Here is a 25,842-nt window from a genome sequence, read left to right on the forward strand (position 1 = left end):
AAATGACGTAGAGTTCTGCGACCCGATGCGAGGCACTTGAAATGTGGAGAAAAAACCAATCAGTCAGTCATGTGGCGAACGGCGATTGCGGTCGCCGCTGCGCGGGTTTCGACCCCGAGTTTGCGGAACACCTGTTCAAGGTGCTTGTTCACCGTGCGCGGGCTTATACCAAGGATCTCGCTGATTGTCTTGTTGGTCTTGCCATAGCTGACCCACAGCAGCACTTCGGCCTCGCGCCGGGTGAGGCCGCCATGCTTCTGGAGCTGGATGATCTTGCCATCCTCACGCACTTCGCTGACCCGGATCAGCGCTTCGCCGGGGCGGTCGCTTTCGACCGGTGCAAGATCGATTTCGAAGGCACCCACCGAAACGCGCAGGCCCGCTCCGGGCTGACCTGGATCGGCCGCCAGCAAGGTCTGGGCCGCGCCCACCAAGGCTAGGGGAAGCGCGCGGCTTTCGGGTGTCCAGGCTGGGTCGACCTCGACAAACAGCGCCTCGGCCTGCGGCGTGCACCAGACCAGCGCTGCATCGGCATCCAGCGCGACGAGGCTGCGTCCAGCCAGCCCCAGCGCGAGGCGCGAGCGATAGGTCGTGCGAGCGTTGGCGAGGTGGACGCGGATACGCGCCAGCAGTTCCTCGATCACCACCGGCTTGCGCACATAATCGACCCCGCCGGTTTGCAGCGCGGCGACCACGTGCTCGGGATCGGTGAGGCCGGTCATGAAGATCACCGGGATATGCGCCGTTGCCGGATTGCGCTTGATCGCCTGCGTTGTCTCGATCCCCGTCATTCCGGGCATCACGGCATCCATCAGGATCAGATCGGGCTGCACCTCGGCAAGCAATTCAAGGCTCGCCGCGCCGCTCCGGGCGATCAGCACGGTCATGTCTTCGGACGTCAGGGTATCGACCAGGAACCGCAGCGATTCCGGGCTGTCGTCGACGACTAGGATGCAGTCCTTAGCGCGCATGAGAGACCGCCGTCTTGGCAAGTTGTGCGAGCGCCTTCAAGTCGAAGCTGTCGAGCGTGACGCGCATTCGGTCAGCCAGCGGCGCTGTCTCCGGGGCGAGCGCGGCCAGCGCGTCGATCTCGGCCTCGATCGCGCGCACGTGACCGATACGCACCAGTCGCTCGATCTCGGAACAGTGGCGGGAAAGGTCGGGCACAATGCCGACCGGAAAGCTTGGCACGGCGGCATCCGCGCTGGCAGGTGGAGGCACCGCGCTGCCAGCACGCAACCATTCGAGCCCGAGCTCGCCCGCAATCACATCGAGCAGCACGGTAAAGTCAAAAGGCTTCATCACGAAGGTGTTGTTCGCCGGGCCATCGTCGCGCCGCGCTGCGCTGTCAGGAGCCTCGCCCGAGAGCATGACGATCTTGAGCAACGCACCGTGACGGCGGCGCAGGCGTGCGGCAATGTCCCAGCCGGACTCCTCGCCCAGCGCCACATCGCACAGCACCAGATCGGGCTGCACCTGCGCTGCCAGAGCCAGACCGGTCTCGCCATCCGTGGCGGTGCGCACTTGAAAGCCGAGCGGTTCGAGCAGGCCGCGCACCATCGCCAGATGCGCGGTGTCGTCGTCGATCACCACGATCCAGCGCTCGCGCCCGATATAGCCGGTGACCGCGCCTGCCTCGGGCGCAGGGTCGGTCGGCGGGGTGAGCGGCTGCGAGAGCATCAGCCGCACGGTGAAGCGCGACCCTGCGCCGGGGGTGCTCTCAAGCGTGATCTCGCCGCCCATGATGTGCACCAGCGCCTGCGTGATGGCGAGCCCGAGCCCGACGCCCGCGCGCTCTCCTGCGGCACCACCGACGCGCTCGAAGGGAGCAAAGATGCGGGCCGCGTCCTCGGGCGCGATGCCGATGCCGGTGTCGATCACGCTGAAAGTGGCCAGCTGGTTGCGATACTCGACCTTGAGCGTCACCATCCCGTGATCGGTGAACTTGATCGCATTGGCGATGAGGTTGATCAGCACCTGCCGCAGGCGCTTGGGATCGGCATGGACGAACTCGGGCAGGCCCGGCGGGTGATCGAGCACGAGAGCGATGCCCTTGGCCTCGGCCTGCAACTGCATCATGTCGACCAGTTGCCGCAGGAACTCGGGGAAGCGCATCGCCTCGCGGTTCAGCTTCAGCGCCCCGCCCTCGACCTGCGCAATATCGAGCAGCCCTTCGACCAGATGCGCCAGATGTTCAGCGCTGCGGCGGATCACGCGGGCAGCGGCGAGCGCGTCCTTGCCCTCGCCGCGTTCGATCAGCTGGGCATAGCCGTAGATCGCATTGAGCGGCGAGCGGATCTCGTGGCTGACACTGGCGAGGAAGCGGGTCTTGGCCTCGTTGGCCGCCTCGGCAGCGGTCAAGCGCGCGATCAGCTCCGCATCAGCCGAGGCAGGCTCGCTGCCCCCGCTGCGCAGCCAGTCGATGATCCGCCCCGCCATTGGTTCACCGCGACGCGATATAGGCGCGCCAGCCGCCGAGGTGGGTGATGTCCTCGGCACCGGCCAGCGCGCGCGGTTCGGCGACGAAGCCCTTGACGCTCGAACCATCGGCAAGCGTGACCGTGCCGATCGCGAGTGGTGGGGGAACCTCGGCCACGAAGCTGCCGAAGCTCGCCATGTCGAGCTCATAGACCTCCAGCGCGATGGCCGCGCCGTCTTCGGCGTGCACCAGCGCGGGCTTGGGCGGCACGGAATCGGCCATGGCATAGAGCCGGTAGGTGGGCGCGGTCTCGAACGCTCCCACAAAGGTCGCGTTGCGGCTGGTCAGCTGCCAGTGCAGCGGCATCCCTTCGAGGTGGGCGCCAACGACGGCGAGTTTGACGGTGTCCATGTGCTCTCCAAGGTCAAGCGGTGGCGGGGGCGGCAAGGCGGCTGAGGTCAGATAGGCACCCGCGAGCGCGATCAGGGCTTTGTCGCTATGGGCCGGGCCGATGAAGGTGATGCCGAAGCCCGTGTTGTTGGATTTCGCCCCGGCGGGCACGGCAACCGCGGCCATATCCAACAGATTGACGAAGTTGGTGTAGCGACCGAGATTGCTGTTGAGCGCGATCGGCGCTTCCAGCAGTTCGGCCACCCGGTAGCTCGTGCCGGTAGTCGGGAAGGCGAGCGCATCGACCGCGTCCCACATCGCCTCGGCGACCCGCGTCAGTTCGGCCAGACGATAGATCCCGTTCCACAGCTCGGTCGCCAGCATCGTTCGGCCCGGCGCGATCACCTCGCGCACCACCGGGTCGATCGCGAGCGGATTGCTCTCGAGCAGCGATGCGATGGCCGCGGTGCGTTCGGCCACCCAAGGGCCGCCATAGAGCAGTTGCGCCGCTTCGAGCAGCGGATCGATGTCGATCGCGACGATCTCGTAATCCTGCGCCAGCGCGGCAAGCGCGCCTTCGTACAGATACTCGGCTTCGACATCGCCGAAGAACTGCCGCTGGTCGCGGCGCGGCACACCGATGCGCCTGCCCCCAAGCGGAATATTGGCAGTCGGACGCGACCAGGCATCCTGCGCATCGAAGCCCGCCAGCACGCCATCGACCAGAGCTGCATCCTCAAGCCGGTCGGCAAACACCGTGATGCAATCGAGCGAGCGGCAGGCCGGAACCAGCCCTTGCGTGCTCCACCGGCCCTTGGTCGGTTTCAGCCCCACCAGATGATTGAACGCCGCTGGCACCCGCCCCGACCCCGCCGTATCCGTGCCCAGCGCAAAGGCCACCAGCCCCGCCGCGACCGCCACCGCGCTGCCCGAGCTCGATCCGCCGCTGACATAATCGCGGTTATAGGCGTTGCGAGGGATGCCATAGGGGCTGCGGGTGCCCACCAGCCCGGTCGCGAATTGATCGAGATTGGTCTTGCCCACGCAAATCGCACCCGCCGCCTTCAGCCGCTCGATCACGGTGGCCGAGCGCTCGGGCTGATAGGCAAAGGCCGGGCAGGCAGCGGTCGTCTCCAACCCGGCGACATCGATATTGTCCTTGGCCGCGAAAGGAACACCCGCAAGCGGCAGGTGCTCACCTGCTGCAATCCGCGCGTCGATAGCCGCCGCCGCCTTGCGCAAGGCCGCCGGATCAGCGCGCGCAATCCAAACCTGTGGCTGATGCGCGTCGTAGGCGGCCAGCCGCGCGAGCGTCTCCTCCATCACCGCCAGCGCGCTGGCTGCGCCGCAACTGACAGCCTGCGCAATCGCACCGGCGCTCTGACGGGTCAGGCCGCTCATGCCTCCCTCCGCAGCGCCAGCATCGGCGCGCCGGGGGAAACCGACTGGCCTTGCGCGATATAGACCGCCTCCACCGTGCCAGTGGCTGGCGCCTCGAATGGACATTCCATCTTCATCGCCTCGATCACCGCGATGACCTCGCCCTCGGTCACGCTGTCGCCGGGGCCGACGAGCAGCTTCCACAAGGAGCCGCCAAAGGGCGCTTCGATGAGATCCGCGCCTTCGGGCACCTCGATGGCCGCTGCATCGCCGGCGCCGCTGTCCGCGCCGAGCAGCGCGCTGACCCGGTCGAACTCGCCGCTGGCTTCCCACGCGGCGCGTTCAGCATCGAAGGCGGCCTGACGGGTTGCTTCGAAGGCGGCGATGCTGGCCGCATTATCCGCGAGAAAGGCGCGGTAATCGGCGAGGCGGAAGGTCGTCTCCTCGATCCGGATCGACCGCCGTCCATGAGGAAAATCGCGCCGCCAATCGGCCAGTTCCTCCGCGCTGACGGGGAAGAAGCGGATCTGGTCGAAGAACCGCAGCAGCCAAGGCTTGCCCTGCGTGAAGGCGTCTGTTTGCCGGTGCGTGTTCCACACCTGAATGGTGCGCCCGAACAGCTGGTAACCGCCCGGCCCTTCCATGCCATAGATGCACATATAGGCCCCGCCGATCCCCACCACATTGGGCGGGGTCCAGGTGCGCGCGGGGTTGTATTTGGTGGTGACCAGGCGGTGGCGCGGATCGACCGGGGTCGCCACCGGAGCACCCAGATAGACGTCCCCCAAGCCTAGAACCAGGTAGCTCGCATCGAAGATCAAATCCTCGACCGCCTGCACGTCCGCCAAGCCGTTGATGCGGCGGATGAATTCGATGTTGTCCGGGCACCACGGCGCATCGTCGCGCACTGCGGCGATGTATTTGTCGATGGTCTCCTGCGTCGCCGGATCGCGCCAGCTCAAGGGCAGGTGGACGATGCGCGAGGGTGCCTCGAAGTCGGCCAGATCGCCCATCGCCTCCTCGCACCCCATCAGCGCCGCGAGCGCACCGGCCTGATCGAGCAGTTCGCCGTCGAAATGCAATTGCAGCGAGCGGATGCCGGGGGTGATGTCGATCACGCCGGGCAGTGCCATCGCTTCAAGCGCTTGCATCAGCGCGTGGATGCGGATCCGCAGCTCGATGTCGAGCACGATCGGCCCGTATTCGACGAGGATGTTGCGATCCCCCTGCTGGCGGTAGGTGGTCTTGGGCCGTGCGCCCTGTTCAGGCAGTTCAGCCAGCACCGCACGCAGCTCCGGGGCGGGCTGCGCAGCCGCATCATCGTGCTGGCACACCCCTGCCCGCGCGGCTGCCATCGCCGCGTCAATTCCGACAGGCACAAAGCGCAAGCGGTCATCGGGCGCGAGTTGGCCGACCTTCCACAGATCCGCCGCGATCACCGTGAAGGGGCAGACGAACCCCCCGAGCGACGGCCCGTCCGGCCCGAGGATGATCGGCATATCCCCGGTGAAGTCGACCGCACCGATCGCATAGGGATTGTCGTGGATGTTCGAGGGATGCAGCCCCGCCTCGCCCCCGTCGCGCCGTGCCCATTCGGGCTTGGGGCCGACAAGGCGCACACCGGTGCGGTTGGAGTTGTAATGCACCTGCCATTCGGCCGCGAGGAAAGCGTCGATATCGGCAGGCGTGAAGAAATCGGGCGCGCCGTGAGGGCCATAGAGCACCCGCAGCTCCCATGTCCGGCCCAGCTTAGGCAGGCTTGCTGCCACCCCCTCGCCGACCGTGCCCGACCCCAGATGCAGCACATCGCCCGCCACCAACGCGCGCGCGGCAGGACCGCCGAACTGGCCGAGCGCGAAGGTCGCCGCTGACCCCAGATAGGGCACCACATCAAGCCCGCCTGCGATCAGGATGTAGCCGCGCATCCCCCCGCCGCTCGCGCGGCCCATCGCGAGGGACTGCCCGGCGGCGACATCGAGCGCCTCGCCGCGCGGGGCTGGCGCACCGTCAATCGTCGCGCCGAATTCGGCTCCGGTGAGGCAGATTCTGGCCGGTGCCTCGAACAGCAGAGTCGGGCCGCTGGCGGTAATCTCGATCCCGGCCATGCCTTCGGGATTGCCGAGGATGAGATTGCCGAGCCGGAAGCTCTTGTCATCCATCGGCCCGCTCGGGGGAACGCCGACGTTCCACAGGCCAAGCCGTCCGGGCCAGTCCTGCACCGAGCTGGCCGTGCCCCCCGCGATCACCCGGATCGCGCGGCGGTGGTAGGCGACCGCGTCGAGCATCCGTGTCGAAACCGCGCCGCTGGTGAAGCCCGGCGCACGCACGACCTCGCGCAGCCAGCGCAGGTTGGTCTCGATCCCGTCAATCCGCGAGGCATCGAGCGCGGCCTGCATCTTGGCGATGGCCGCCTCGCGGGTCTCTGCGCGCGTGATGAGCTTGGCCAGCATCGGATCGTAGAAGGCGCTGACCTCGCTGCCCGCCATCACCCAGGTCTCGGCGCGGATGTCGGTGGGGAACTGGACGTTGGTGAGCGTGCCGGTGGTCGGGCGATAGTCCATCGCCGGGTCTTCGGCATAGAGCCGCACCTGCACGCTATGCCCCTGTGTGACCGGCGCGGGGGCATCAAGCATGGCGAAATCGCCCGCCGCGCCGCGGATCATCCACTCCACCAGATCAATACCCGTCACCTCCTCGGTGACGCCGTGTTCCACCTGAAGCCGGGTGTTCATCTCGAGGAAGAAGAAATCCTCGCGGCTCGCATCGTAGAGGAACTCGACGGTGCCCGCCGAGAGGTATTGCGCCGCCTCGCCGAGCCTGACGGCGGCGGCAATCAACTCGGCCCGCGTGGTATCGGAGAGGCAGGGTGCCGGGGCTTCTTCGACCACCTTCTGGTTGCGACGCTGCAGGGAGCAATCGCGCTCGCCCAGCGCCATCACCCGGCCCGTGCCATCGCCGAAGATCTGCACCTCAAGATGCCGCGCGCGGGCGACATAGCGTTCAAGGAACACCCCCGCGTCACCGAAGCTCGCCTCGCCTTGCCGCACGACGGCAGCAAAGCCCTCGCGCACCTGAGCCTCGTTCTCGCAGATGCGCATCCCGATGCCGCCGCCGCCAGCGGTCGCCTTGAGGATGACGGGATAGCCGATCTGCGCTGCCGCTTCCGCCGCCTCGTCCGCGCCGGTCAAAAGCCCGGTGCCCGGCGCGAGCGGGAGGCCGTGCGCTGCGGCCAGCGCGCGGGCGGAGTGCTTGAGGCCGAAGGTGCGGATATTGTCCGGCGTCGGGCCGATGAAGGCGATGCCCGCTGCGGCGCAGCCTTCCGCGAAGTCGGCATTCTCGGCGAGGAAACCGTAGCCGGGGTGGATTGCGCCCGCCCCCGTCGCCCTGGCGGCGGCAAGGATCGCTGCAACATTCAGATAGGACCCTGCCGCTGGTCCCGGCCCGATGCAGACCGCCTGATCCGCTGCGCTGACATGGAGCGAGCCGGCGTCGGCGTCGGAATAGACCGCCACCGTCTTGAGCCCCATCGCCCGCGCGGTGCGGATGATCCGCGTCGCGATCGCGCCCCGGTTGGCGATGAGGATGGTGTCGAAGCTCATCCGGCCGCCACGATCATCCGCACCGGGGTGGGGTTGAAGCCGTTGCAGGGGTTGTTGATCTGCGGGCAGTTGGAGACGACCACGATCACGTCCATCTCCGCCCTGAGATCGACGGTGAGGCCGGGCGCCGAAATCCCGTCGACGATCCCGAGGGTTCCGTCTTCCTCGACAGGCACGTTCATGAAGAAGTTGATGTTGGAGACGATGTCGCGCTTGCCCCGCCCCTCGGTGAGGTTCGCCTCGAGGAAGTTGTCGACACAGGCGTGTTGATGTCTCGTGTGATGTCCGTAGCGCAAGGTGTTGCTTTCACAGGAGCACGCCCCGCCGATTGTATCGTGATATTCGACCGCGGAGTCGACGATGGTCATCATCGCATTGCCCTCGTTCGACAGCAGCACGCTGCCGGTGCGCAGGAACAGGTTGCCCTGTGCGGCGACCGTGTCCTGTGCGGAGTAGCGTTCGGCATCGTCGGCGGTGGAATAGATCAGGAAATCGACCGCTTGATTGCCCTCCAGATCGACGATCCGCAGCACCTCGCCCTTGGCGACATGATGCAGCCACGGCGCACGGGCGGGCACGATTGTGTCGTGGATGATAGAGCCGGTGAGGCCGGAGAGGGCCGGATCGCTGGTCATGTTATGCCTTGATTACGAGAGAGTTAGCGGCGGTAGTTATCCTCGGTATTGAGGTAGGCGCGCTGCCCTTCTGGCGTGGCATTGCGCACAGGATCATCGTCAGGCGTCACCGGCCCGCGCCATGCGGTGATCCGCAACGGGGTCGAAGCGTATTCGGCGCGAGGGTCGAGGACGTGGGGGCAGTTGGCGATCACCACGATCACCTCCATCTCGGCGCGCAGCAGCACGGTGCGGCCCGGCGCGAAGGGGCCGATCACCGGGGTGATGCTGCCGTCAGCTGCGATCCGGGTGCCCTTGAATAGGTTGACGCAAGGATGGACATCGCGCCGCGTCAACCCGTGCTTGGCCGCACCAAGGATCAGCCGATCACGCCCGTTGGGATAGGCGCCCGAATTACGGCCCTCTCTGTATTTCCGTGTGTTAGAGGCAGCGTTTGAGACACCGCAGAAGGTATCATGAGTCTCCGCCCCATCCTCAAGAATGGCCATCAGAACCCGGCCCATGTCGGACAAGAGCAGCTTGCCTGCGCCCAGATAGGCGTTCCACTGCACCTTGACCGTATCGGCAACGTTCAGCCGCTCGGTCGGCATTTCGGCGTTGAAGATGTTGAGGCTGGCGCAGGCATCGCCGCCCTTGTCGATCAGCCTGAGACGCGTGCCGCGCGCGATCCGGCGCGATGTGTATCCGCCCGGCGCAACGGTCTCTTCCCACACCAGATCGTCAGGCGCGACACCCTCGGGCAGATCGTCGGCAACGGGCGGGAGGATCGGCATGGTTTCGACGCGGATATTGCCCTGCGCGCGGGCGTGTTCGCGGGCCGACTTGGGATCTGCCGTGCAGCTCATTCGGCGGCCTCCTTTGCGGGCGGAGCATCCTGTTCGTGCAGCGGCGGGAGCAGCGCGGTGGTCGTGACCAGCTGCAATTGCTGGACGCCCCGGATCGCGCGCAAGGCATCGCACAGCTGCTTCAGCCGCACCGCCGGCCCCTGAACCAGCAGCACTTCGAGCGACTGATCCTCCTCAAGGAAGACGTGCTGCGAGGAGATCACCTCCTTGAGATAATCTACCTGTGTTTCAGCAAGTTGCTGGCGAACCCTGCCACCGCCTCCAGCATAGACGATGGTCACCGTTCCGGCGAGCGTCTCGTCCGGCCGGGTCAGCGCCTCATGCTCGGCGAGCGCGTGGCGGATCAGTTCGGCAATCAGCTGCGAGCGCGACGGCAGCCCGCGTTCGTCCACCATCATGTCGAGCTGGCGGAACAGCTCGGCCGGCAGGCTCATGCTGAGGCGTGCAAGGCGGGAGGGCTCGGGAGAACTCATTGGCCGACCATTTCAGGTATTAACTTTCGTGTCAATCGTAATACTGGGTGCATCCTCGGCCGGTTCCGGAGCCCGCTTGCGGGTCAGCGCCAGGTCGTAGATCACCCCTGCGCCGTAGCGCTGCGGCGCGTGCGGATCGTGGCGGCGCTTGTCGAGCGTGAGCACCCGCGTACCGAGCGCGAAGGCCTCCTTGATGTCGTGTGTCACCATGATGATGGTCAGCCCATGCTCGCGCCACAGCCGGGTGATGAGCGCGTGCATATCGCCCCTGATGCCGGGATCGAGCGCGCCGAAAGGCTCGTCGAGGAGCAGGATGCGCGGGCGCTTGATCAGGGCCTGGGCGATTGCGAGGCGTTGCTGCATCCCGCCCGACATCTGTGCCGGGTAGAGGTCGCGGGCATCGGCCAGCCCGACCTGTCCCAGCATCGCCTCGGCCTCGGCGACCGCCGCCCGGCGCGCGCTGCCGAACAGGCGCGTCGTGAGGGGAGAAGCAGAAAACTCCAATCCCAGCAAGACGTTACCCAGCACAGTTAAATGCGGAAACACCGAATAGCGCTGGAACACGACCCCGCGATCTGGCCCGCATTCGCGCGGCAGGGGCGCCCCGTCGAGCGTGATCGTCCCGCGTGTAGGGCGCTCCTGCCCGAGGATCACGCGCAAGAGGCTGCTCTTGCCCGCCCCCGAAGGCCCGATGATCGAGACGAAGGAACCCTCTGAGATGTCGAGGGAAATGCGTTCGAGGACGACCTTCTCGCCATATTCGACCCAGATGTTCCGGAGGCTCAACATGGCTCAGCGCGCTCCGAGATGCGCCCAGCCGAACAACCGGCGGCTGGCAAAAACGAGCGCAAAATCAAGCACAACCGCCAGCAGAGCGATCCAGGCGACGTAGGGAATGATCACGTCCATCGCGAGATAGCGGCGCACGAGGAAGATGCGGTAGCCCAGCCCCACATCCGCCGCGATCGCCTCGGCCGAGATCAGGAACACCCAGGCCGGGCCAAGCGACAATCGCAAGCCCTCCAGCAGCCGCGGCAGCGCTTGCGGCAGCGTGACGCGCAGCACCACGCCCCATGAATTCGCGCCTAAAGTCAAAGCCTTGACCACCTGCTCTCGCGGCAGCGCGGCGATGTGGCCGGCCACGTCGCGAACCATGAAGGGCGCCACCCCGACCACGATCAGCGCCACCTTCGCAACCTCGCCAAGGCCGAAGACGATGAACAGGATCGGCAGGACCGCAATCGGCGGGATCACGGCGATGGCGGTGACAAGCGGCCCCAAAAACGCGCGAAGCGGCGGCAAAGACCCGACAAGAACGCCCACCAGCAGCGTTGAGGCGGTAGCGATGCCCAGACCCAGACCCAGCCGCCCAAGGCTGGCGATGGTATCGGCCCAGAACAGGTATTGGCCCGAAAGCGGATCGGGCTCGAACAGCAGCCCGGCCATCGCTGCGGCCATCGCGCCGGGGAGCGGCAGGATCTTGTCGGCGGCGTTATCGGCATGGCGCGCAGCCGCCGCGACAATATAGGCCAGCGCCAGCACCAGGAGCGGCAGCGCGCCCAAGAGCAGCGTAGCCCTGCGGGTCGGCTGTGCCGTGACCCAGCGCATCAGGAGAGCCTGCCCGGCCGGGGTGGAAACATTCGCATCGCCTCAGCAAGCCCGCTGGACAGGAGTGGTGCGCAGCAGGGGCTTGGTTGCCCCTGCAAGGGCCGCGACGCAGCCAGCGGGCTTCCTGAGGCGACCCCGGAGGGGCGGGCCGTTTTTGGCCCATCGCCGCGTCTCTCGTCGGTCACTATGCAAGAACATGGCTCCCTCCTCGCTCCTTGCGCTGGGCCAAAAACGGCTCCGTGCCAATGCTTCCACCCCAGCCGGACAGGCTCTAGAGTTTCCCGTCCGCGGCGAGCTTCATATAGGTGTCGTCAAACCGCAGGGTGATCGCGTTCGCGTCCCCCAGCGTCTTGCCGCCCGGGAAGCTCATGCCCACCGCGTCCGCCGATTGCGCGCCCTGCCCGAACAGCCCTTGCGCGAAGGAGAAGTCGCGCACGCGGGTCATGGTTGTGATGAGGTCGGCCGAAGCCATCGCCGCCACCGCCGCCTTGGGATCGGTGTAGAGGAAGGTCGTCGCCAGCTGCCCCTCGAAGGCCGCGGCATCGGTGCCCGCGAGCTTGGCCATCGCGGCGCGGGCAGCCGCGCCCTCCGCGTCCTGCTTCGCCATCAGCGCCATGGTTTCATACCAGATCCCGGCGAGCGCCTTGCCCAGATTGGGATTGGCGGCCAGCACCTTGGTATCGACCACCATCAGGTCGAGGATCTCGCCCGGAATATCGGCCGAGGTGAACACCGCCTTGGTGCCAGCGACGCCCTTCATCGTGGTCACCTGCGGGTTCCACGCCACCGCCGCCGTCACATCGGGCGCGGCATAGGCGGCGGAAATATCGGCATCGGAGGTGTTGACCGTCTTCACATCGGTCAGCTTCAGCCCGTTCTTCTCGAGCGCACGGGCGAGCAGGTAGTGCGACACCGACAGCTCGGCGAGATAGACCTGCCGCCCCTTGATCGCCGCCACGCTGTCCGCGCCCTTCAGCAGCACCGCATCATTGCCGTTGGAATAGTCGCCAAGGATGATCGCGCTGGTGTCCTTGCCGCCGGCCGCCGGGATGGTCAGCGCATCCATGTTCGCCACCGTCACCCCGTCAAGCTTGCCTGCGGTGTACTGGTTCACGCTCTCGACATAGTCGTTGACCTGCACGAACTTGATCGTGATGCCGTATTTGTCGCCCCACTTCTTCACGATCCCGGCCTGCTCGGCATAGGGCCAGGGCATCCATCCGGCATAGATCGACCAGCCGATATTGAACTCGGTCTTGGGCGCGGCAGGCTCCTCCTCACCCCCCGAACAGGCCGTCACTGCAAGCGCGCAGGCAATGAGCAGAAAACGGGCCGCGCGGCGAAGCAGATGGAGCATGATTCGGTTCCTTTCGCAGTCGCAGCATCCGCGCAAATCGCGGGTTTGTCCATGGGGAATTATTACGATTGATTAGAAAAGTAATATGGGTGAAATTGGTTCCATGATGGCAGGATTTGCGCCCCGTCTTCCGGGCGTGTCTCTCTCCCCTGCCCTTGCATGGAGGCCGACACCCATGACCGACAAAGCCCCTCGCCCGCTCGCCACGATCATCGCCGCCTCGCTCGCGGCGAGTGCCTGCGCGAAAGGCAGCCCGCCGCCCGATGATGCCGTCGGCCCCAAGCCCGATCTGGTCGAGACCGCGCTGAAAGTGCCCGGCTTTGCCGATTTCCTCGCGGTCGATGGCGATGCGGTGTGGGTGACGAATGACGGGCGGGTGGAGAAATGGAGCCCCGCCGGAAAGCTCGCCGAAACGCCTGTCCCGCGCCCCTGCGGCACGATGGCGATTGCGGCGGGATCGCTGTGGGTCGCCAATTGCAAGGGCGGCGAGGTGTGGCGGATCAACCTCGCCACCGCGCAGGTCGAGGCCAAGATCGCCACCGGCCTTGCCAACCCCAAGGGCGAGACCAACGTGGTCGCAGGCGCGGACGCGGTGTGGGTGCCGTCCGATGCGGCAGGCAAGGTCGCGCGGATCGACCCGGCCACCAACGCCGTCACCGCCACCGTCACCGTGGCGCCCGAGACCTGGTATCTGGCCTATGGCTTCGATGCGCTGTGGGCGGTCAGTTCCGAAGGCAAGCTGCTCCAGAAGATCGACCCGGCCAGCACGGCTGTCACCGATACGACCGCGCTGGGTGACACCCCCGGCTTTCTTGCGGCAGGCGAAGGCGCGGTGTGGGTGCAGGAACAGGGCGATGGCACGGTCGCCAAGGTCGATCCGGCCGCGCTGACGGTTCTGGGCCGCATCAAGGTCGGCGATAATCTCAAATGGGGCGATATCGACGCGGCGGGCGGCGCGGTGTGGCTGCGCACGACCGATGATCAGACGATGGTGGTGATCGACCCGGCGCGCCTCACGATCCGCGCGCGCATGGGGGCAGCCGTGGGCAGCGGCGCGCTGCGCTGGACGCCCAAAGGCGTGTGGACATCGGCCCACGACAACCAGACATTGAGCTGGTGGAGCGCACCTGCCGCTCCGCCAACGCCTGCGCCCTGACACCAGACAAAGGAAAAGCGCGCGGGGCGGGTCGCAGAACCCCGCGCGCTTCCCTCCTGACGGTCCGTGCGATCCCCGAAGGGCCGGATGACGCCAGAAACTTGCCTCAGAACTTGTAACCCAGCTCCACCCCGAAGCGCTGACGCCCGCCGGGCGAGATGAACGACCCGCCGAATTCGACCGCGGTGATCACCTCGTTCAGATACTTCTCGTTGAACAGGTTTTCGGCATAGGCGGTGAGCGACCAGTTATCGCCCTCCAGACCGACGCGCAGATCCATCACGGCAAAGGTATCACGCTGCGAGACCGAATAGTCCGCATCGCCCACCACCGCCGGCAGCGCCAGCGCCGAACCCGGCAGCAGCCCGCTGAACAGGGTCGGGTTGGTATCGTCCTGCAGGGTGTGGAACCACGTCGGCCCTGTGATGCGGTAATCCGCGCGGGTGACGAAGTTGACGCTGTCGCTCACCGGCAGATCGATCTGGGTGCCGAGGTTGATGGTGTAGTCGGCGGTATAGGGCGACTTGTTGCCGACCGTCACCGGGCGCGAGGCGTTTTCGATGATCTCGCTTTCGGTGACGTTGGCCGAGCCGAACAGCGTCCAGCCCTTGACCGGCTCGACCGACAGGTTGAGCTCCGCGCCGTAAACCTCGACCTCGTCAATGTTCGAGACGACGCGCAGCAGGCCGAAGCCGCCGACGAAGAACTCGAAGAACTGCATATCCTCGATATTGGTGTAATAGCCAGCAAGGTCGAAGGTGACGAGGCCATCGCCAAGCGTGCCCTTGATCCCGGCTTCGAAGGCGCTCGAGACTTCCTTGCGGTACTGATCGTCGATGTCGACATTTGTGCCGATGAACTGGTTGAACGCCTGATCGACAATCGCGGCCGAGCCCTGGTTGTTGAACCCGCCCGATTTGAAGCCGATGCCCCAGTTGCCGTAGAGGTTGACGTCAGGCGTCAGCTCATAGCGCAGCGAGATCTTGGGCTGGAACTGCTTGAAGCTCGCCGATTGCGGCGCGATCGGCTGGACGTTGCCGGCCACCACGGTCTGACCCGGGTTGATCGGCCCGCCGGTGATCGGATCGCGCACGGCGGGCACAAGGCTCGCCACATTGCGGTCTTCGATGTCGTAACGGCCGGCCACGCTGATGTTGAAGCGATCCGACAGGTCGGCATCGACCGCGCCGAACAGCGCATAGACATCGGTGGTGAAGGCATCGTGGTAGAGCTGGGTCGTCGGGTTGCTGGTGCCCGGCGCGTTGTAGAGCTGACGCAGCACCCCCTGCCCCAGGTCCGCGCCAAGGCTGACGCCGACTTCGCGGTTGATGTGGAGGTAGTAGGCGCCCAGCTGCCAGTTCACCGGCCCGTCGCCGTTGGAGGCCAGGCGGATTTCGCCGCTGATGTCTTCCTGCTGGCGGATCTGGAACTGGGTGCCGTCGCAGGTGGTCGGGCTATAGGGGCCGAAGGTCGATCCGGTCGCCGGGTTGAAGATGAACGGGATCGGGCTGGTGCCGATGAAGGTCGGCGCATTGAGCGGGAAGCCGGCGAGCGCCGTGGTCGACGCCGCGCAGGCATTGGCCGCCGCGACCGAGGCCGGTGTCGCGCCCGGGAAGGTGAAGCGCGCGAAGTCGGCCGAGGTGCCGTCCGCCGTCAGCGACTGGTCGACATCGCTGTAAAGCAGCCATGCGGTCAGCGAGATCGCATCCCATTCATGCTCGACCTTGGCCGATGCCTCGAAGGTGGTCTGGTCGTTGGTGGGGCGGATGTTCGAATAGAAGCCGAAGGGATGCTCGTTCACATCCTCGAAGAAGGCCGGATCGACCGCAGCGAAGTTGGGCAGGTGGAAGGCGGCGTTGAAGTTGATCGAGGCGCCCTTCAGGTCGGCATAGCGGGCCTTCACGTCGATTTCGGTATTGGGGCCGACTTCCATCACTAGCCGCGCATCGAGGCCGAACACTTCCTGATCGTCGATGGTCTTGGAATTGTTCAGGAACCGGTTGCGGAAGAAGCCGTCGGTGGTCGAGTAATTGGCCGACAGCACCAGCCCTGCCGTCTCGCCGATCGGGGTCGAGATGTAAGCATTGCCGAGATAGGTGTTGTCCTGCGCCGCGCGCACCAGCACCCCGCCTTCAAGGCTGTCGCCGGGCTTCAGGGTCTGGAGCACGATCGCGCCGGCTGCCGCGTTGCGGCCATAGAGCGCGCCTTGCGGGCCCTTCAGGATTTCGACCTGCCGCAGCGTGCCCTGGTTCTGGTTCAGCTGCGCGGTGTTGGTCTTGAGGATGCCGTCGACCACCAGCGCAACCGAGCTTTCCGCATCGCGCGCGCCGTTGATGCCGCGAATGTTGATCTGGGTGTCGCCCGCCTCGGCGGTGCCGGTGACGATGGTGACGCCGGGGGTGAGCTGGATGAAGTCATCCGCGCGCTGCACCCCGGTCTTGGCCAGCGCCTCGGCGGTGAACACCGTGACCGCGGCGGGCACATCGGCCAGCGTTTCCGACTGGCGGCGGGCGGTGACGATGATCGCGCCTTCCTCCTCCTCGGCCACCGGATCGGCGGATGCGACATCTTGCGCAAGCGCGGGCGAGGACATGGCAATGGCGCCAAGAGCCGCGCCAGAGGCAAGAACCAGACGGATATTCATAAGGCGGCTCTCCTGTTTGGGATCGAGAGGTGAGAGATGGGAACTGGGGATCAGACGAGCGGGTTGGCCCCGCTCATGTAGACATAGACTTCCTGGAACTTCGGGCCTTCCGGGCCGGGCCGGAAACGCCAGAAATTGGTGTTGTAGAGCAGCGTGATGCCGCCCTCATGGTCGTGCAGTTCGGCGGTGAAGCAGGCGGTGATCCGCCCATTGGCCTCGTCCACGGTGCAGGTGAAATCGCGGTGGATGATGGTTTCGTAGGCCGCGAAGAAATCCTCGAACATCCGGCGGATCTCGGCCTTGCCGCTGTGGCGGGTAAAGGCGGTCTGGACGCAGAACAGCGCGGTATCGTGGAAGCAATCGAGCGCGGCTTCCAGGTCCTTGGCATCGACGCGGGCGAAGTACTTGTTCAGCGCGAAGTCGACGAGATCGGCGCGCGACAGGGTGGGTTCATACTGCATCAGGCCTCGCCCTCCTTCAGCAGGTTGTCACCCGACATATAGACATAGACCCGGTGAAACAGCCGGTCCTTGAGGTAGAAGCGGTTGCAGTTTTCATACCGCAGCTCCTCACCCCCGTTGGGCGTGATCAGCACGGTGAACTGCGAGCAGACCGCGTTGGTTTGCGGGTCGGCGGTGTGGACGAAATTGCCGTGCCAGATGCTCTCGAAATCGGCGAAGAGCTTGACGAACATCGCCCGGATCGCCTCGCGGCCCTTGTGGACGGTGTTGCTGGTCACTTCGGTCAGGATCGCATCGGGAGTGAAGCAATCGAGCACCTGATCCATCACCTTGTTGTCGACCCCGTCGAAGTAACGCTTGGTGACGATATCGACGTAGAAGGGATAGGGCAGCGGCGTCTGGCCGGGGCCGCCCTCAGTCCAGCTTTCGCTCATCAGTACCAGCCCTTTCGGATGTTGGCGTGCATCGGCACTTCGGGTGCGGGGAAAGCGGTCTTGGAATGGGTCAGACCCAGTTCAATCAGCGTTTCCAATTGCTTGTAGGCGACCTGTCCGGGGTTCAGCACCGGCACCGGCAGTTCGGATTGGAGGTAGGCGGCGGACTGGTGCATCGTCGTCGAGCCGAGCACGATCACATCCGCGCCGTCCTCCTCGATCGCGCGCATCGCTTCGGCCTTGAGCTTGGCGAAGACGACCTCCTCCTTGCCTTCGAGCAGTTCGGTGACATCGGGGCGGGTGTCGATCGAGCGCACCGAGGCGCAGCGGTGCTCCCAGCCGTGCTGGTTCAAGACCTTTTCATAGAGCGGGAACCACTGCGGCCACATGGTGATGACGCTGAACTTCTTGCCGAGCATCATGGCGGCAGCAAAGCTCGCCTCGCCCGGCCCGACCACCGGAATGGCAAGCGCCGAGCGCAGCGGCCACAGACCAGAATCGCTGACCGTGTCGATCAGCACCCCGGCATAGCCCTCTTCTTCGGCTGTGATCCCGGCCTGGAACACCGTCCAGTCCATCAGCAGGGTATCGTGATAGGAATCACCCAGCGCCGCGCCCCAGCGCACGGCCTCGAAGGTTGGCGCGAAGCCGGGACGCACGAAATCGGCCGGAAGCTGCTGGGCGCGGTTGGCCACGCCTGCTTCATCCATCGCGATCGGCACAATGACCTTGATACGCTTCACGGCATTCCCCTGTTGCCAGTGCGTGCGTCGTTATTGTATACAAAACGCCGCCGTCAAGCACTTTGCACAAATGCTGTGCTAAGTGCGGAGGAAGTGTGTTTTTCTCACCGCACAGGCTTGCAGGGCCAAACGGCACGCCGCACAAAGGAACCCCATGGCCCCTCGCACCTCATCCACCTTCCATCCGGGCCCGCAGCCATGAGTCGCGCCTCCGAACAGGCCTATGCCAAGATCCGCGCCCACCTTCTGAGCGGTGCGGTCAAGGCCGGCGAGCAGCTGACCGAAGACCAGTTGGCGCAGATCACCGGGGTCAGCCGCACCCCGGTGCGCGAGGCGGTGCGGCGGCTGGAGGACGAGCTGCTGCTGGTGCGATCCGATACCAAGCGGCTGTTCGTGGCCGACTGGAGCCGGGACGACATCGAAGAGATGTTCACGCTGCGCCAGATGCTCGAATGTCACGCCGCCGAACGCGCCGCCGAGCGTCTTTCCCGCGAGCAGATCGCCGCGCTGGACGCGGTCAACCGCGAGCTGACAGCCGCGGTCGATCAGGCGCAGCCCGATGTGGCGCGGTTCCTCGATGCCAACCGGGCGTTCCATGAAGTGATCATCGACGCCGCCCATTCGCCGCGCCTCGCACAACTTCTGGCGCGGCTGGTCGAGGCGCCGGTGGTGCTGCGCACGGCGCGCACCTATTCGCGCGATGACCTGCTGCAATCGGCCCGCGACCATGACGAACTGGTCGCCGCCTTCGCCGCGCGCGACCCCGATTGGGCGCGCGCCGTGATGGGGAGCCACCTGCGCCGGGCGTTCCACTCCTTCGCCCGCGCGGTCGGCCCGGCAGCGAATGACGGACTTGCAGAAGATGCATAACAACGCTGCATGAACCGGCTGGTTCCGACATATTCTGGCGCGCCAAGCATCATTGCAATTGTATACAAACCCGGTAATTGACCACCCACACCCCCACAGCGGCAACAGGCGATTCACGATGTCAGCCCCCCATTCCCAAGGCGCAATCGAACTGGTGGAGGTCGGCGCGCGTGACGGCTTGCAGAACGAGCCCGACATCATCGCGACCGAGACCAAGCTCGATCTCATCAACCGCATGATCGGCTATGGCGCGCGGCGGCTGGAGGTGGCGAGTTTCGTCCATCCCGCCCGTGTGCCGCAGATGGCCGATGCCGAGGCGGTGATCGCAGGCCTGCCCGACCGCAAGGACTGCACCTATGTCGGCCTCGTGCTCAACAAGCGCGGCGTGCTGCGCGCACTGGCCACCCGCGAGGGCGGCAAGCGGGGCGTCGATCAGGTCGGCTGCGTGGTCGTCGCGAGCGACACCTTCGGGCAGAAGAATCAGGGCCAGACGATCGAACAGGGCATCGCCGAGACCCGCGAAATGCTGCGCTTCGCCCGCGCCGAGGGGATCCGCGCACAGGTCACCATCAGCGCCGCCTTCGGCTGCCCCTTCGAGGGTGCAGTGGCGCATGACACCGTCCTCGCCATCGCGGAGGCCATCGCCGAGGAAAGCCCGGAGGAAATCGCGCTCGCCGACACTATCGGTGCGGGCACCCCGTGGGAAGCGGGCGAGCTTTTCGCCAAGCTCGGCGAATTGCTCGCAGGCCGGATCCCGATGCGCGCGCACTTCCACAACACCCGCGGCACCGGCATCGCCAATGCGTGGGAGGCCTGGAAGGCGGGCGTGCAGGTGTTCGACGCCTCGCTCGGCGGGCTCGGCGGCTGCCCCTTCGCCCCGCGCGCGACCGGCAACATCGCAACCGAAGACCTCGTCTACATGATGCAGCGTTCGGGCGTGGCGATGGGCGTTGATCTCGAGGCTGCGATTGCAGCGAACAAGTGGTTTGCAGGCGTGCTGGGACGGGAACTCCCCTCGGCCGTTGCGCGCGCAGCTTAAGTTAGAGGACATAGCATGACGTACAGGCTTGGTGTCGATGTCGGCGGGACTTTCACCGACTTGCTTCTGTTCGACGAGGCGAGCGGCGCCTTCTGGCGGCACAAGACCCCCTCGACCCCGCATGATAGCTCGGAAGGCATTCTCAACGGGGTGAAGGCGATCATGGCGAGTGCCGGGATCGGGGCCGAGGACATCACCTACTTCCTCCACGGCACCACGGTCGCCACCAACGCGGTGCTGGAAGGCAAGGGTGCGAAGGTTGGCCTCGTCACCACGCAGGGCTACCGCGACATCATGCAGATCGCCCGCAGCTTCGTGCCCGGCGGGCTTGCTGCGTGGATCGTGTGGCCCAAGCCGCAGCCGCTCGCTAGGCTCGAGCACACGGTCGAGGTGCCCGGCCGCATGGACGCCAAAGGCCGCGAGGTCGCCCCGCTGGATGAAGATGCGGTGCGCACCGCCTTGCGCAAGCTGAAGGCGGACGGGATCGAGGCGCTCACCGTGTCGCTGATGAACGCCTATCTCAACGGCGCGCACGAAGCGCGGATCGGCGAAATCGCGGCGGAAGAACTGCCCGGCATCCCCGTTTCGCTCTCCCACGAAGTCCTGCCCGAAATGCAGGAATATGAACGCACCCTCTCGACCGTCGCCAATGCCGCGGTGCGTCCTGTGGTGTCGAAATATGTCTCCAACCTGCGCACCAAGCTGGAGGCCGAAGGGCTGAAGGGCCGCCTCTCGCTGCTGCGTTCCGATGGCGGCCTTATGTCGAGCCAGAAGGCGGAAGAACACCCGGTCAACATCCTCATGTCCGGCCCCGCCGGCGGGGTGACCGGCGCGCTGTGGGTGGCGAAGAATGCAGGCTTCGAGAACATCCTGACGCTCGATGTCGGCGGCACCTCGACCGACGTCGCGCTGATCCAGGGCTTGGAACCGCGCCGCCAGCGCACAACCGAAGTCGGGCACCTGTCCGTGCGCGCCTCGGCATTGGACGTGAAGACCGTGGGCGCGGGCGGCGGCTCGATCGCCCACGTTCCCCAGCTGACCGGCGCGCTGCGCGTCGGGCCGGAGAGCGCGGGCGCAGTGCCGGGGCCGGTCGCCTACAACAAGGGCGGCACGCTCCCCACCGTGACCGACGCCAACGTGGTGCTCGGCTACCTCCCCGAAGACCTTCTCGGCGGCAGCTTCAAGCTTGATCGCGAGGGCGCGAAGGCCGCGGTGCAGACCATTGCAGACGCGCTCGGCGTGACGCTGATGGAGGCCGCGCGCGGGATCATCGACATCGTCAACGAGAATATGTTCGGCGCGCTGCGCATGATCTCGGTGCAGCAGGGCTACGACCCGCGCGAGTTTGCGCTGATGGGCTTTGGCGGAGCAGGGCCGCTCCATGTGAATGCGGTGGCGCGGTTGATGGGCAGCTGGCCCGCGATCTCGCCCGTCTCCCCCGGCGTGCTCTGCGCGCTGGGCGATGCGACGACCCGAATGCGCACCGAAACCGCGCGCAGCTTCTCGCGGCTCGCCAAGGACACCACCATCGCCGATCTCGTCGCCGTGCTTGACGAAATGGCGGCGCAGACCCGCGGCGAACTGCTCGCCGACGGCATCCCGGAAGAGCAGATCACCTCGCTCTTCGAAATCGACGTGCGCTATGCTGGCCAGGCCTTCGAGGTGCCGCTGACCATCACGCAGGACATTCTCGAAAAGGACGGGATCGAAGGCATCCTCGCCCGCTTCGACGAGGAGCACCTCAGGCTCTTCACCTTCAACATGGACACCCCGCACGAGATCGTGAACCTGCGCGCGGTCGCCCAAGGGCAAGCCCCTGCCCTGCCCGCGGCCGAGCTGCCCAAGGGCGATGGCAACCCCGCCGCCGCCAAGATCCGCGACCACGTGATGTGGATCGGCGGCGAGGAGCGGCCGGCGGTGATCTACGACCGCGCCAAGCTCAGGCAGGGCGATGTGATCCAAGGCCCGGCGATCATCACCGAGATGGATTCGACCACGCTGGTCGAACACGATTGTCGCGCGACTGTCGACGCGGTCGGCAACATCCTGATTACTCTCAAGGCGGAGGGCTAAGACCATGCCGGCTCGCATCATCGAACCCAACACCACCCCCTTTGCCAAGGTCGCGATCGACCCGGTGACGCTCGACATCATCGAGAACGCGCTGCGCAATGCACGCATCGAGATGGACGCGACCCTCGTGCGCACCGCCATGTCGCCGGGCATCCGCGAACAGGGCGACGCCTTTCCGCTGATCTCCGATCCGGCCGGCAAGATGATCGTCGGCCAGTTCGGCAGCTTTATCGACGGTTTCCTCAAGCAGTATGATGGCACGATCGAGGACGGGGACATGATCTTCCTGTCCGATCCCTATTCCTGCGGCGGGGCGGTCAGCCACTCGAACGACTGGCTGGTGCTGCTGCCGGTGTTCAAGGATGGTCGCCTGCTCGCCTATACCGCGATGTTCGGCCACCAGAGCGACATCGGCGGATCGGTCCCGGGCTCAATGCCGATCGGCGCGTCCTCGATCTTCGAGGAGGGCGTGCGCATCCCGCCCGTCAAGATCTGGAAGAAGGGCGAATACAACGAAGACCTGATGAAGCTGGTGATGCACCAGACGCGCAAGCCCGACTGGTGCCAGGCGGACCTCAACGCGCTGATCGCCAGCTGCCGCGTCGCCGCGCGCCGCGTGATCGAAATGGCCGACCGGTTCGGTGATGATGTCTATGTCTCGGCCACGCAGGAGCTTCTGGCCCGCAACCACCGGGCGATGAAGGCGCTGCTGGCGATGGCGGTGGCCGAGGAGCCGGTGAGCTTCGAGGACTACATCTGCGACGACGGCAAGGGCTACGGCCCCTACAAGATCCGCTGCACCATGTGGCGCGAGGGCGACAAGGTGATCCTCGATTTCGAGGGCACCGATCCGCAATCGGCCGCCTCGATCAACTTCTTCCTCAATGAAAACATGTTCAAGATGTTCTTCGGCATCTACATGATCATGGTCTTCGATCCGCAGATCCTGTTCAACGACGGGTTCTACGATCTGATCGAGGTGCGCATCCCGGAAGGCTCGCTGCTGAAGCCGCACTTCCCCGCCGCGCTTTCGGGCCGCACCCATGCGCTGGGCCGCATCTTCGACATTCTCGGCGGGCTGCTCGGGCAGAAGACGCCGGAGTTCCTCAACGCTGCCGGCTTCTCCTCCTCGCCGCACCTGTTCTATTCGGGCTGGGACGCGCGCGAGGACGGGACGCGCGACTGGTTCCAGCTGTTCCAGATCGGTTTCGGCGGCATTCCGGGCAGGCCGCTCGGCGACGGGCCGGACGGCCACTCGCTGTGGCCGGGCTTCACCAATGTCCCCAACGAGTTCCTCGAACGTTACTTCCCGCTGCGGATCGAGCGCTATTCCACCGCGCCCGACAGCGGCGGCGCGGGCCTCCATCGCGGGGGCAACGGCATCCACATGACCTACCGCTTCCTCGCCGATGGCGAGATCGCGATCCATGACGACCGCTGGTTCGTGCCGCCGTGGGGCGTCAACGGCGGCCACCCCGGCGCGCGGGCGAGGAAGGTGCTCGAGCGCGCCGATGGCTCGCAGGAAATCGTCGGCAACAAGGTCGAGAGCGTCAAGGTGAAGGCGGGCGACCTCCTCCACTTCATCACCTGGGGCGGCGGCGGCTGGGGCGACCCGCTGGCGCGCGATCCCGAGCTGGTCGGCCTCGAAATCCGGCAAGGCCTCGTCACCCCCGAGGGCGCGCGCGCCTATGGCGTGGTGGTGGACAGCGCGGGTGTGGTCGATACGGCCGCAACCGAGGCTCTGCGCGCTGAAATGTCGGCCAGCCGCGGCGAACTCCCGCTGTTCGACTATGGCCCGGGTATCGACGCCCTTCGCGCCAACTGCGAGGCTGAAACCGGCCTCCCCGCCCCTGTCCAGCCGGTGTGGACCACCTTGCGGGAGGCGGCGGAATGAGCGGCGCGCTTCAAGGGATCAAGGTCGTCGAAATGGGCCAGTTGCTGGCGGGCCCGTTCTGCGGCCAGCTGCTCGGCGACATGGGCGCGGATGTGGTCAAGATCGAGCCGCCGGGCGCGGGCGATCCGATGCGCAACTGGGGTCAGGGCGACGAGAAGGTGCAATGGGAAGTGATCGCGCGCAACAAGCGCTCGGTCACCTGCAACCTGCGCGTGCCCGAAGGTCAGGCGCTCGCCAAGCGGCTGATTGCCGAGGCCGATGTGCTGATCGAAAACTTCAAGCCCGGCACGCTCGAACGCTGGGGCATGAGCCCGGCGGAGCTTCACGCGGTGAACCCCGGCCTGATCATCGCCCGGATGTCGGGCTACGGACAGGATGGGCCTTACTCCGAACGCGCCGGCTTTGGCGGGATCGGCGAGGCGATGGGCGGGTGGCGCTACATCGTCGGCGAGCCTGACCGTCCGCCGAGCCGCATGGGCATTTCCATCGGCGATACCCTATGCGCGACCTATGGCTGCATGGGCGTGCTCGCCGCGCTCCACCACCGGGAAAAGACCGGCGAGGGGCAGGTGGTCGATTCCGCGCTCTATGAAGCGGTGTTGCAGGTGATGGAGGGCTTGGTGCCCGAATATGACCGCAACGGCGTGATCCGTGAACGCTCGGGCTCGGTGCTCAAGGGCATCGCGCCGTCGAATGTCTACACCTGCAAGGACGGGGTCTACATGATCGGCGGCAATGGCGATGCGATCTTCACCCGGCTGTGCCAGGCGATGGGTCGCCCCGAACTGTCGAGCGACGAGCGCTATTCAACCCACATTGCCCGCGGCATTCATCAGGACGAACTGGACGCCCTCATCAACGCGTGGACGGGCACGCTGACCGTCGACGAGGTCGATGCGCTGATGACCGAGTATTCGATCCCCGCAGGCCGGGTCTATCGGGCGCCCGAGATGCTCGCCGATCCGCATTTTCAGGCGCGCGAGGCGATCATCGAGGTCGAGACCCAGAACCGGGGTAAGATCAAGATGCAGAACGCCTTCCCCAAGCTCTCCAAGACCCCCAGCACCATCCGCCGCCCCGCGCCCGCCGCACCGGGCCAGGACAATGCCGAGGTTTTTGCGGAACGGCTCGGCCTTGACGCGGCTGAGTTGGAGCGGTTGGCGGCGGCGGGCATCATCTGATGACCAGCCCCTCGGCGTCCGACAATTATGCGGGGGTCTATGAAGGGCGGCTCCAGCCCGGCAACCGCCCTGCCCTGCTGATTGTCGATGTCGTGGCGGCCTATCTGACCGAAGGGTCGGCGCTGTTCATGGAAACCGCAGCCGCGGCGCGCGATTGCAACGCCCGGCTGGCAGAGGCAGCGCGGGCGGCGGGCGTGCCGGTGGTCTTCACCAATGTCCAGTACAAGCCCGATGGCTCGGACGGCGGGGTGTTCTACAAGAAGGCGCCGGTCTTGAAGGCCTTCATCGAAGGCTCGCCGCTGGGTGCTTTCCCGCCGGAACTGACCCCGCTGACAGGCGAACGGGTGTTCACCAAGCAATACCCCAGCGCCTTCTTCGGCACCGGGCTTGCCGAAGTGCTGCACGCGGCAAGCATCGATACGCTGCTGATCACCGGCTATTCGACCTCGGGCTGCGTGCGCGCCTCGGCGCTCGATGCGATGCAATATGGCTTCGTGCCGCTGGTCGTGCGCGACGCCTGCGCCGACCGCCACCCGGCCCCGCACGAGGCGAACCTGTTCGACCTCCAGGCCAAATATGCCGAAGTCATCAGCGAGGCCGAGGCGCTGGCGGTTATCGCCGCCGCGGCGGCCCGCGCCTGA

General features: G+C 66.0%; 21 protein-coding genes. 7 read left to right on the forward strand and 14 right to left on the reverse strand.

Annotation, left to right across the window (positions count from 1 at the left end; translation table 11 throughout):
• Positions 1-59: 59 nt before the first annotated feature.
• The 10 genes from PS060_RS00110 to PS060_RS00155 all read right to left on the reverse strand — a co-directional run bounded on the left by PS060_RS00110 (position 60) and on the right by PS060_RS00155 (position 12,706).
• Complete coding sequence (locus tag PS060_RS00110) at positions 60-971, reverse strand: response regulator (RefSeq protein WP_273984708.1); 912 nt, start codon at positions 969-971, stop codon at positions 60-62.
• Positions 961-2,439: an ATP-binding response regulator gene (locus PS060_RS00115; RefSeq protein ID WP_273984709.1), complete on the reverse strand. Its 1,479-nt coding sequence runs from the start codon at positions 2,437-2,439 to the stop codon at positions 961-963. The genes PS060_RS00110 and PS060_RS00115 overlap by 11 nt, the downstream gene beginning before the upstream one ends.
• Before the next feature lie 4 nt (positions 2,440-2,443).
• Positions 2,444-4,210: an allophanate hydrolase gene (gene atzF / locus PS060_RS00120; RefSeq protein ID WP_273984710.1), complete on the reverse strand. Its 1,767-nt coding sequence runs from the start codon at positions 4,208-4,210 to the stop codon at positions 2,444-2,446.
• Positions 4,207-7,788, reverse strand: a complete 3,582-nt coding sequence (gene uca / locus PS060_RS00125; RefSeq protein WP_273984711.1) for an urea carboxylase — start codon at positions 7,786-7,788, stop codon at positions 4,207-4,209. Before uca ends, atzF begins: the two co-directional genes overlap by 4 nt.
• The gene (locus tag PS060_RS00130) at positions 7,785-8,423 is read right to left on the reverse strand and encodes an urea amidolyase associated protein UAAP2 (RefSeq protein ID WP_273984712.1); all 639 of its coding nucleotides are present in this window, start codon (positions 8,421-8,423) and stop codon (positions 7,785-7,787) included. Before PS060_RS00130 ends, uca begins: the two co-directional genes overlap by 4 nt.
• A gap of 23 nt (positions 8,424-8,446) precedes the next feature.
• Complete coding sequence (locus PS060_RS00135; protein ID WP_273984713.1) at positions 8,447-9,268, reverse strand: urea amidolyase associated protein UAAP1; 822 nt, start codon at positions 9,266-9,268, stop codon at positions 8,447-8,449.
• The gene (locus tag PS060_RS00140; RefSeq protein WP_273984714.1) at positions 9,265-9,741 is read right to left on the reverse strand and encodes a CopG family ribbon-helix-helix protein; all 477 of its coding nucleotides are present in this window, start codon (positions 9,739-9,741) and stop codon (positions 9,265-9,267) included. Before PS060_RS00140 ends, PS060_RS00135 begins: the two co-directional genes overlap by 4 nt.
• Before the next feature lie 12 nt (positions 9,742-9,753).
• Positions 9,754-10,530 carry an ABC transporter ATP-binding protein gene (locus PS060_RS00145; RefSeq protein ID WP_273984715.1) on the reverse strand — a complete coding sequence of 259 codons (777 nt, stop codon included), beginning with the start codon at positions 10,528-10,530 and terminating at the stop codon, positions 9,754-9,756.
• Positions 10,531-10,533: 3 nt separating this feature from the next.
• Positions 10,534-11,349 (reverse strand): ABC transporter permease, encoded by an 816-nt coding sequence (locus PS060_RS00150; RefSeq protein ID WP_273984716.1) that lies wholly within the window; start codon positions 11,347-11,349, stop codon positions 10,534-10,536.
• Positions 11,350-11,620: 271 nt separating this feature from the next.
• Complete coding sequence (locus PS060_RS00155) at positions 11,621-12,706, reverse strand: putative urea ABC transporter substrate-binding protein (RefSeq protein WP_273984717.1); 1,086 nt, start codon at positions 12,704-12,706, stop codon at positions 11,621-11,623.
• Between the two features lie 175 nt (positions 12,707-12,881).
• Between PS060_RS00155 and PS060_RS00160 the strand changes: the two genes are divergently transcribed.
• Complete coding sequence (locus PS060_RS00160; protein ID WP_273984718.1) at positions 12,882-13,862, forward strand: Vgb family protein; 981 nt, start codon at positions 12,882-12,884, stop codon at positions 13,860-13,862.
• Between the two features lie 106 nt (positions 13,863-13,968).
• On the opposite strand, the gene PS060_RS00165 is transcribed toward PS060_RS00160, so the two are convergent.
• The 4 genes from PS060_RS00165 to PS060_RS00180 are packed head-to-tail and all read right to left on the reverse strand — an operon-like array spanning position 13,969 to position 18,144.
• Complete coding sequence (locus tag PS060_RS00165; protein WP_273984719.1) at positions 13,969-16,506, reverse strand: TonB-dependent receptor; 2,538 nt, start codon at positions 16,504-16,506, stop codon at positions 13,969-13,971.
• Between the two features lie 50 nt (positions 16,507-16,556).
• On the reverse strand, positions 16,557-16,967 hold the full coding sequence (locus PS060_RS00170; RefSeq protein ID WP_273984720.1) for a nuclear transport factor 2 family protein: 411 nt from the start codon (positions 16,965-16,967) through the stop codon (positions 16,557-16,559).
• Positions 16,967-17,401 carry a nuclear transport factor 2 family protein gene (locus tag PS060_RS00175; protein ID WP_273984721.1) on the reverse strand — a complete coding sequence of 145 codons (435 nt, stop codon included), beginning with the start codon at positions 17,399-17,401 and terminating at the stop codon, positions 16,967-16,969. Before PS060_RS00175 ends, PS060_RS00170 begins: the two co-directional genes overlap by 1 nt.
• Positions 17,401-18,144: an aspartate/glutamate racemase family protein gene (locus tag PS060_RS00180; protein ID WP_273984722.1), complete on the reverse strand. Its 744-nt coding sequence runs from the start codon at positions 18,142-18,144 to the stop codon at positions 17,401-17,403. Before PS060_RS00180 ends, PS060_RS00175 begins: the two co-directional genes overlap by 1 nt.
• Before the next feature lie 198 nt (positions 18,145-18,342).
• On the opposite strand from PS060_RS00180, the gene PS060_RS00185 reads away from it, so the two are divergent.
• The 6 genes from PS060_RS00185 to PS060_RS00210 all read left to right on the forward strand — a co-directional run bounded on the left by PS060_RS00185 (position 18,343) and on the right by PS060_RS00210 (position 25,842).
• Complete coding sequence (locus PS060_RS00185) at positions 18,343-19,014, forward strand: GntR family transcriptional regulator (RefSeq protein ID WP_273984723.1); 672 nt, start codon at positions 18,343-18,345, stop codon at positions 19,012-19,014.
• Between the two features lie 118 nt (positions 19,015-19,132).
• The gene (locus PS060_RS00190) at positions 19,133-20,053 is read left to right on the forward strand and encodes a hydroxymethylglutaryl-CoA lyase (RefSeq protein ID WP_273984724.1); all 921 of its coding nucleotides are present in this window, start codon (positions 19,133-19,135) and stop codon (positions 20,051-20,053) included.
• 15 nt (positions 20,054-20,068) lie between these two features.
• Positions 20,069-22,126 (forward strand): hydantoinase/oxoprolinase family protein, encoded by a 2,058-nt coding sequence (locus PS060_RS00195; RefSeq protein ID WP_273984725.1) that lies wholly within the window; start codon positions 20,069-20,071, stop codon positions 22,124-22,126.
• Between the two features lie 4 nt (positions 22,127-22,130).
• Positions 22,131-24,020, forward strand: a complete 1,890-nt coding sequence (locus PS060_RS00200) for a hydantoinase B/oxoprolinase family protein (protein WP_273984726.1) — start codon at positions 22,131-22,133, stop codon at positions 24,018-24,020.
• Positions 24,017-25,201, forward strand: coding sequence for a CaiB/BaiF CoA transferase family protein (locus tag PS060_RS00205; RefSeq protein WP_273984727.1), 1,185 nt, complete (start codon positions 24,017-24,019; stop codon positions 25,199-25,201). Before PS060_RS00200 ends, PS060_RS00205 begins: the two co-directional genes overlap by 4 nt.
• Complete coding sequence (locus tag PS060_RS00210) at positions 25,201-25,842, forward strand: isochorismatase family protein (protein ID WP_273984728.1); 642 nt, start codon at positions 25,201-25,203, stop codon at positions 25,840-25,842. The genes PS060_RS00205 and PS060_RS00210 overlap by 1 nt, the downstream gene beginning before the upstream one ends.

Source organism: Erythrobacter sp. BLCC-B19 (assembly GCF_028621955.1).
In the GTDB taxonomy this organism is placed as follows: Bacteria; Pseudomonadota; Alphaproteobacteria; order Sphingomonadales; family Sphingomonadaceae; genus Erythrobacter.

What these genes read in the sequence shown, in the direction of transcription:
- atzF (WP_273984710.1), bottom strand. Translation starts at nt 4,210, where the DNA reads ATGAGCGGCCTGACCCGTCAGAGCGCCGGTGCGATTGCGCAGGCTGTC.
- PS060_RS00175 (WP_273984721.1), bottom strand. Translation starts at nt 17,401, where the DNA reads ATGAGCGAAAGCTGGACTGAGGGCGGCCCCGGCCAGACGCCGCTGCCC.
- PS060_RS00165 (WP_273984719.1), bottom strand. Translation starts at nt 16,506, where the DNA reads ATGAATATCCGTCTGGTTCTTGCCTCTGGCGCGGCTCTTGGCGCCATT.
- PS060_RS00110 (WP_273984708.1), bottom strand. Translation starts at nt 971, where the DNA reads ATGCGCGCTAAGGACTGCATCCTAGTCGTCGACGACAGCCCGGAATCG.
- PS060_RS00210 (WP_273984728.1), top strand. Translation starts at nt 25,201, where the DNA reads ATGACCAGCCCCTCGGCGTCCGACAATTATGCGGGGGTCTATGAAGGG.
- PS060_RS00170 (WP_273984720.1), bottom strand. Translation starts at nt 16,967, where the DNA reads ATGCAGTATGAACCCACCCTGTCGCGCGCCGATCTCGTCGACTTCGCG.
- PS060_RS00145 (WP_273984715.1), bottom strand. Translation starts at nt 10,530, where the DNA reads ATGTTGAGCCTCCGGAACATCTGGGTCGAATATGGCGAGAAGGTCGTC.
- PS060_RS00160 (WP_273984718.1), top strand. Translation starts at nt 12,882, where the DNA reads ATGACCGACAAAGCCCCTCGCCCGCTCGCCACGATCATCGCCGCCTCG.
- PS060_RS00205 (WP_273984727.1), top strand. Translation starts at nt 24,017, where the DNA reads ATGAGCGGCGCGCTTCAAGGGATCAAGGTCGTCGAAATGGGCCAGTTG.
- PS060_RS00135 (WP_273984713.1), bottom strand. Translation starts at nt 9,268, where the DNA reads ATGAGCTGCACGGCAGATCCCAAGTCGGCCCGCGAACACGCCCGCGCG.
- PS060_RS00115 (WP_273984709.1), bottom strand. Translation starts at nt 2,439, where the DNA reads ATGGCGGGGCGGATCATCGACTGGCTGCGCAGCGGGGGCAGCGAGCCT.
- PS060_RS00150 (WP_273984716.1), bottom strand. Translation starts at nt 11,349, where the DNA reads ATGCGCTGGGTCACGGCACAGCCGACCCGCAGGGCTACGCTGCTCTTG.
- PS060_RS00200 (WP_273984726.1), top strand. Translation starts at nt 22,131, where the DNA reads ATGCCGGCTCGCATCATCGAACCCAACACCACCCCCTTTGCCAAGGTC.
- PS060_RS00140 (WP_273984714.1), bottom strand. Translation starts at nt 9,741, where the DNA reads ATGAGTTCTCCCGAGCCCTCCCGCCTTGCACGCCTCAGCATGAGCCTG.
- PS060_RS00195 (WP_273984725.1), top strand. Translation starts at nt 20,069, where the DNA reads ATGACGTACAGGCTTGGTGTCGATGTCGGCGGGACTTTCACCGACTTG.
- PS060_RS00130 (WP_273984712.1), bottom strand. Translation starts at nt 8,423, where the DNA reads ATGACCAGCGATCCGGCCCTCTCCGGCCTCACCGGCTCTATCATCCAC.
- uca (WP_273984711.1), bottom strand. Translation starts at nt 7,788, where the DNA reads ATGAGCTTCGACACCATCCTCATCGCCAACCGGGGCGCGATCGCGACG.
- PS060_RS00190 (WP_273984724.1), top strand. Translation starts at nt 19,133, where the DNA reads ATGTCAGCCCCCCATTCCCAAGGCGCAATCGAACTGGTGGAGGTCGGC.
- PS060_RS00155 (WP_273984717.1), bottom strand. Translation starts at nt 12,706, where the DNA reads ATGCTCCATCTGCTTCGCCGCGCGGCCCGTTTTCTGCTCATTGCCTGC.
- PS060_RS00185 (WP_273984723.1), top strand. Translation starts at nt 18,343, where the DNA reads ATGAGTCGCGCCTCCGAACAGGCCTATGCCAAGATCCGCGCCCACCTT.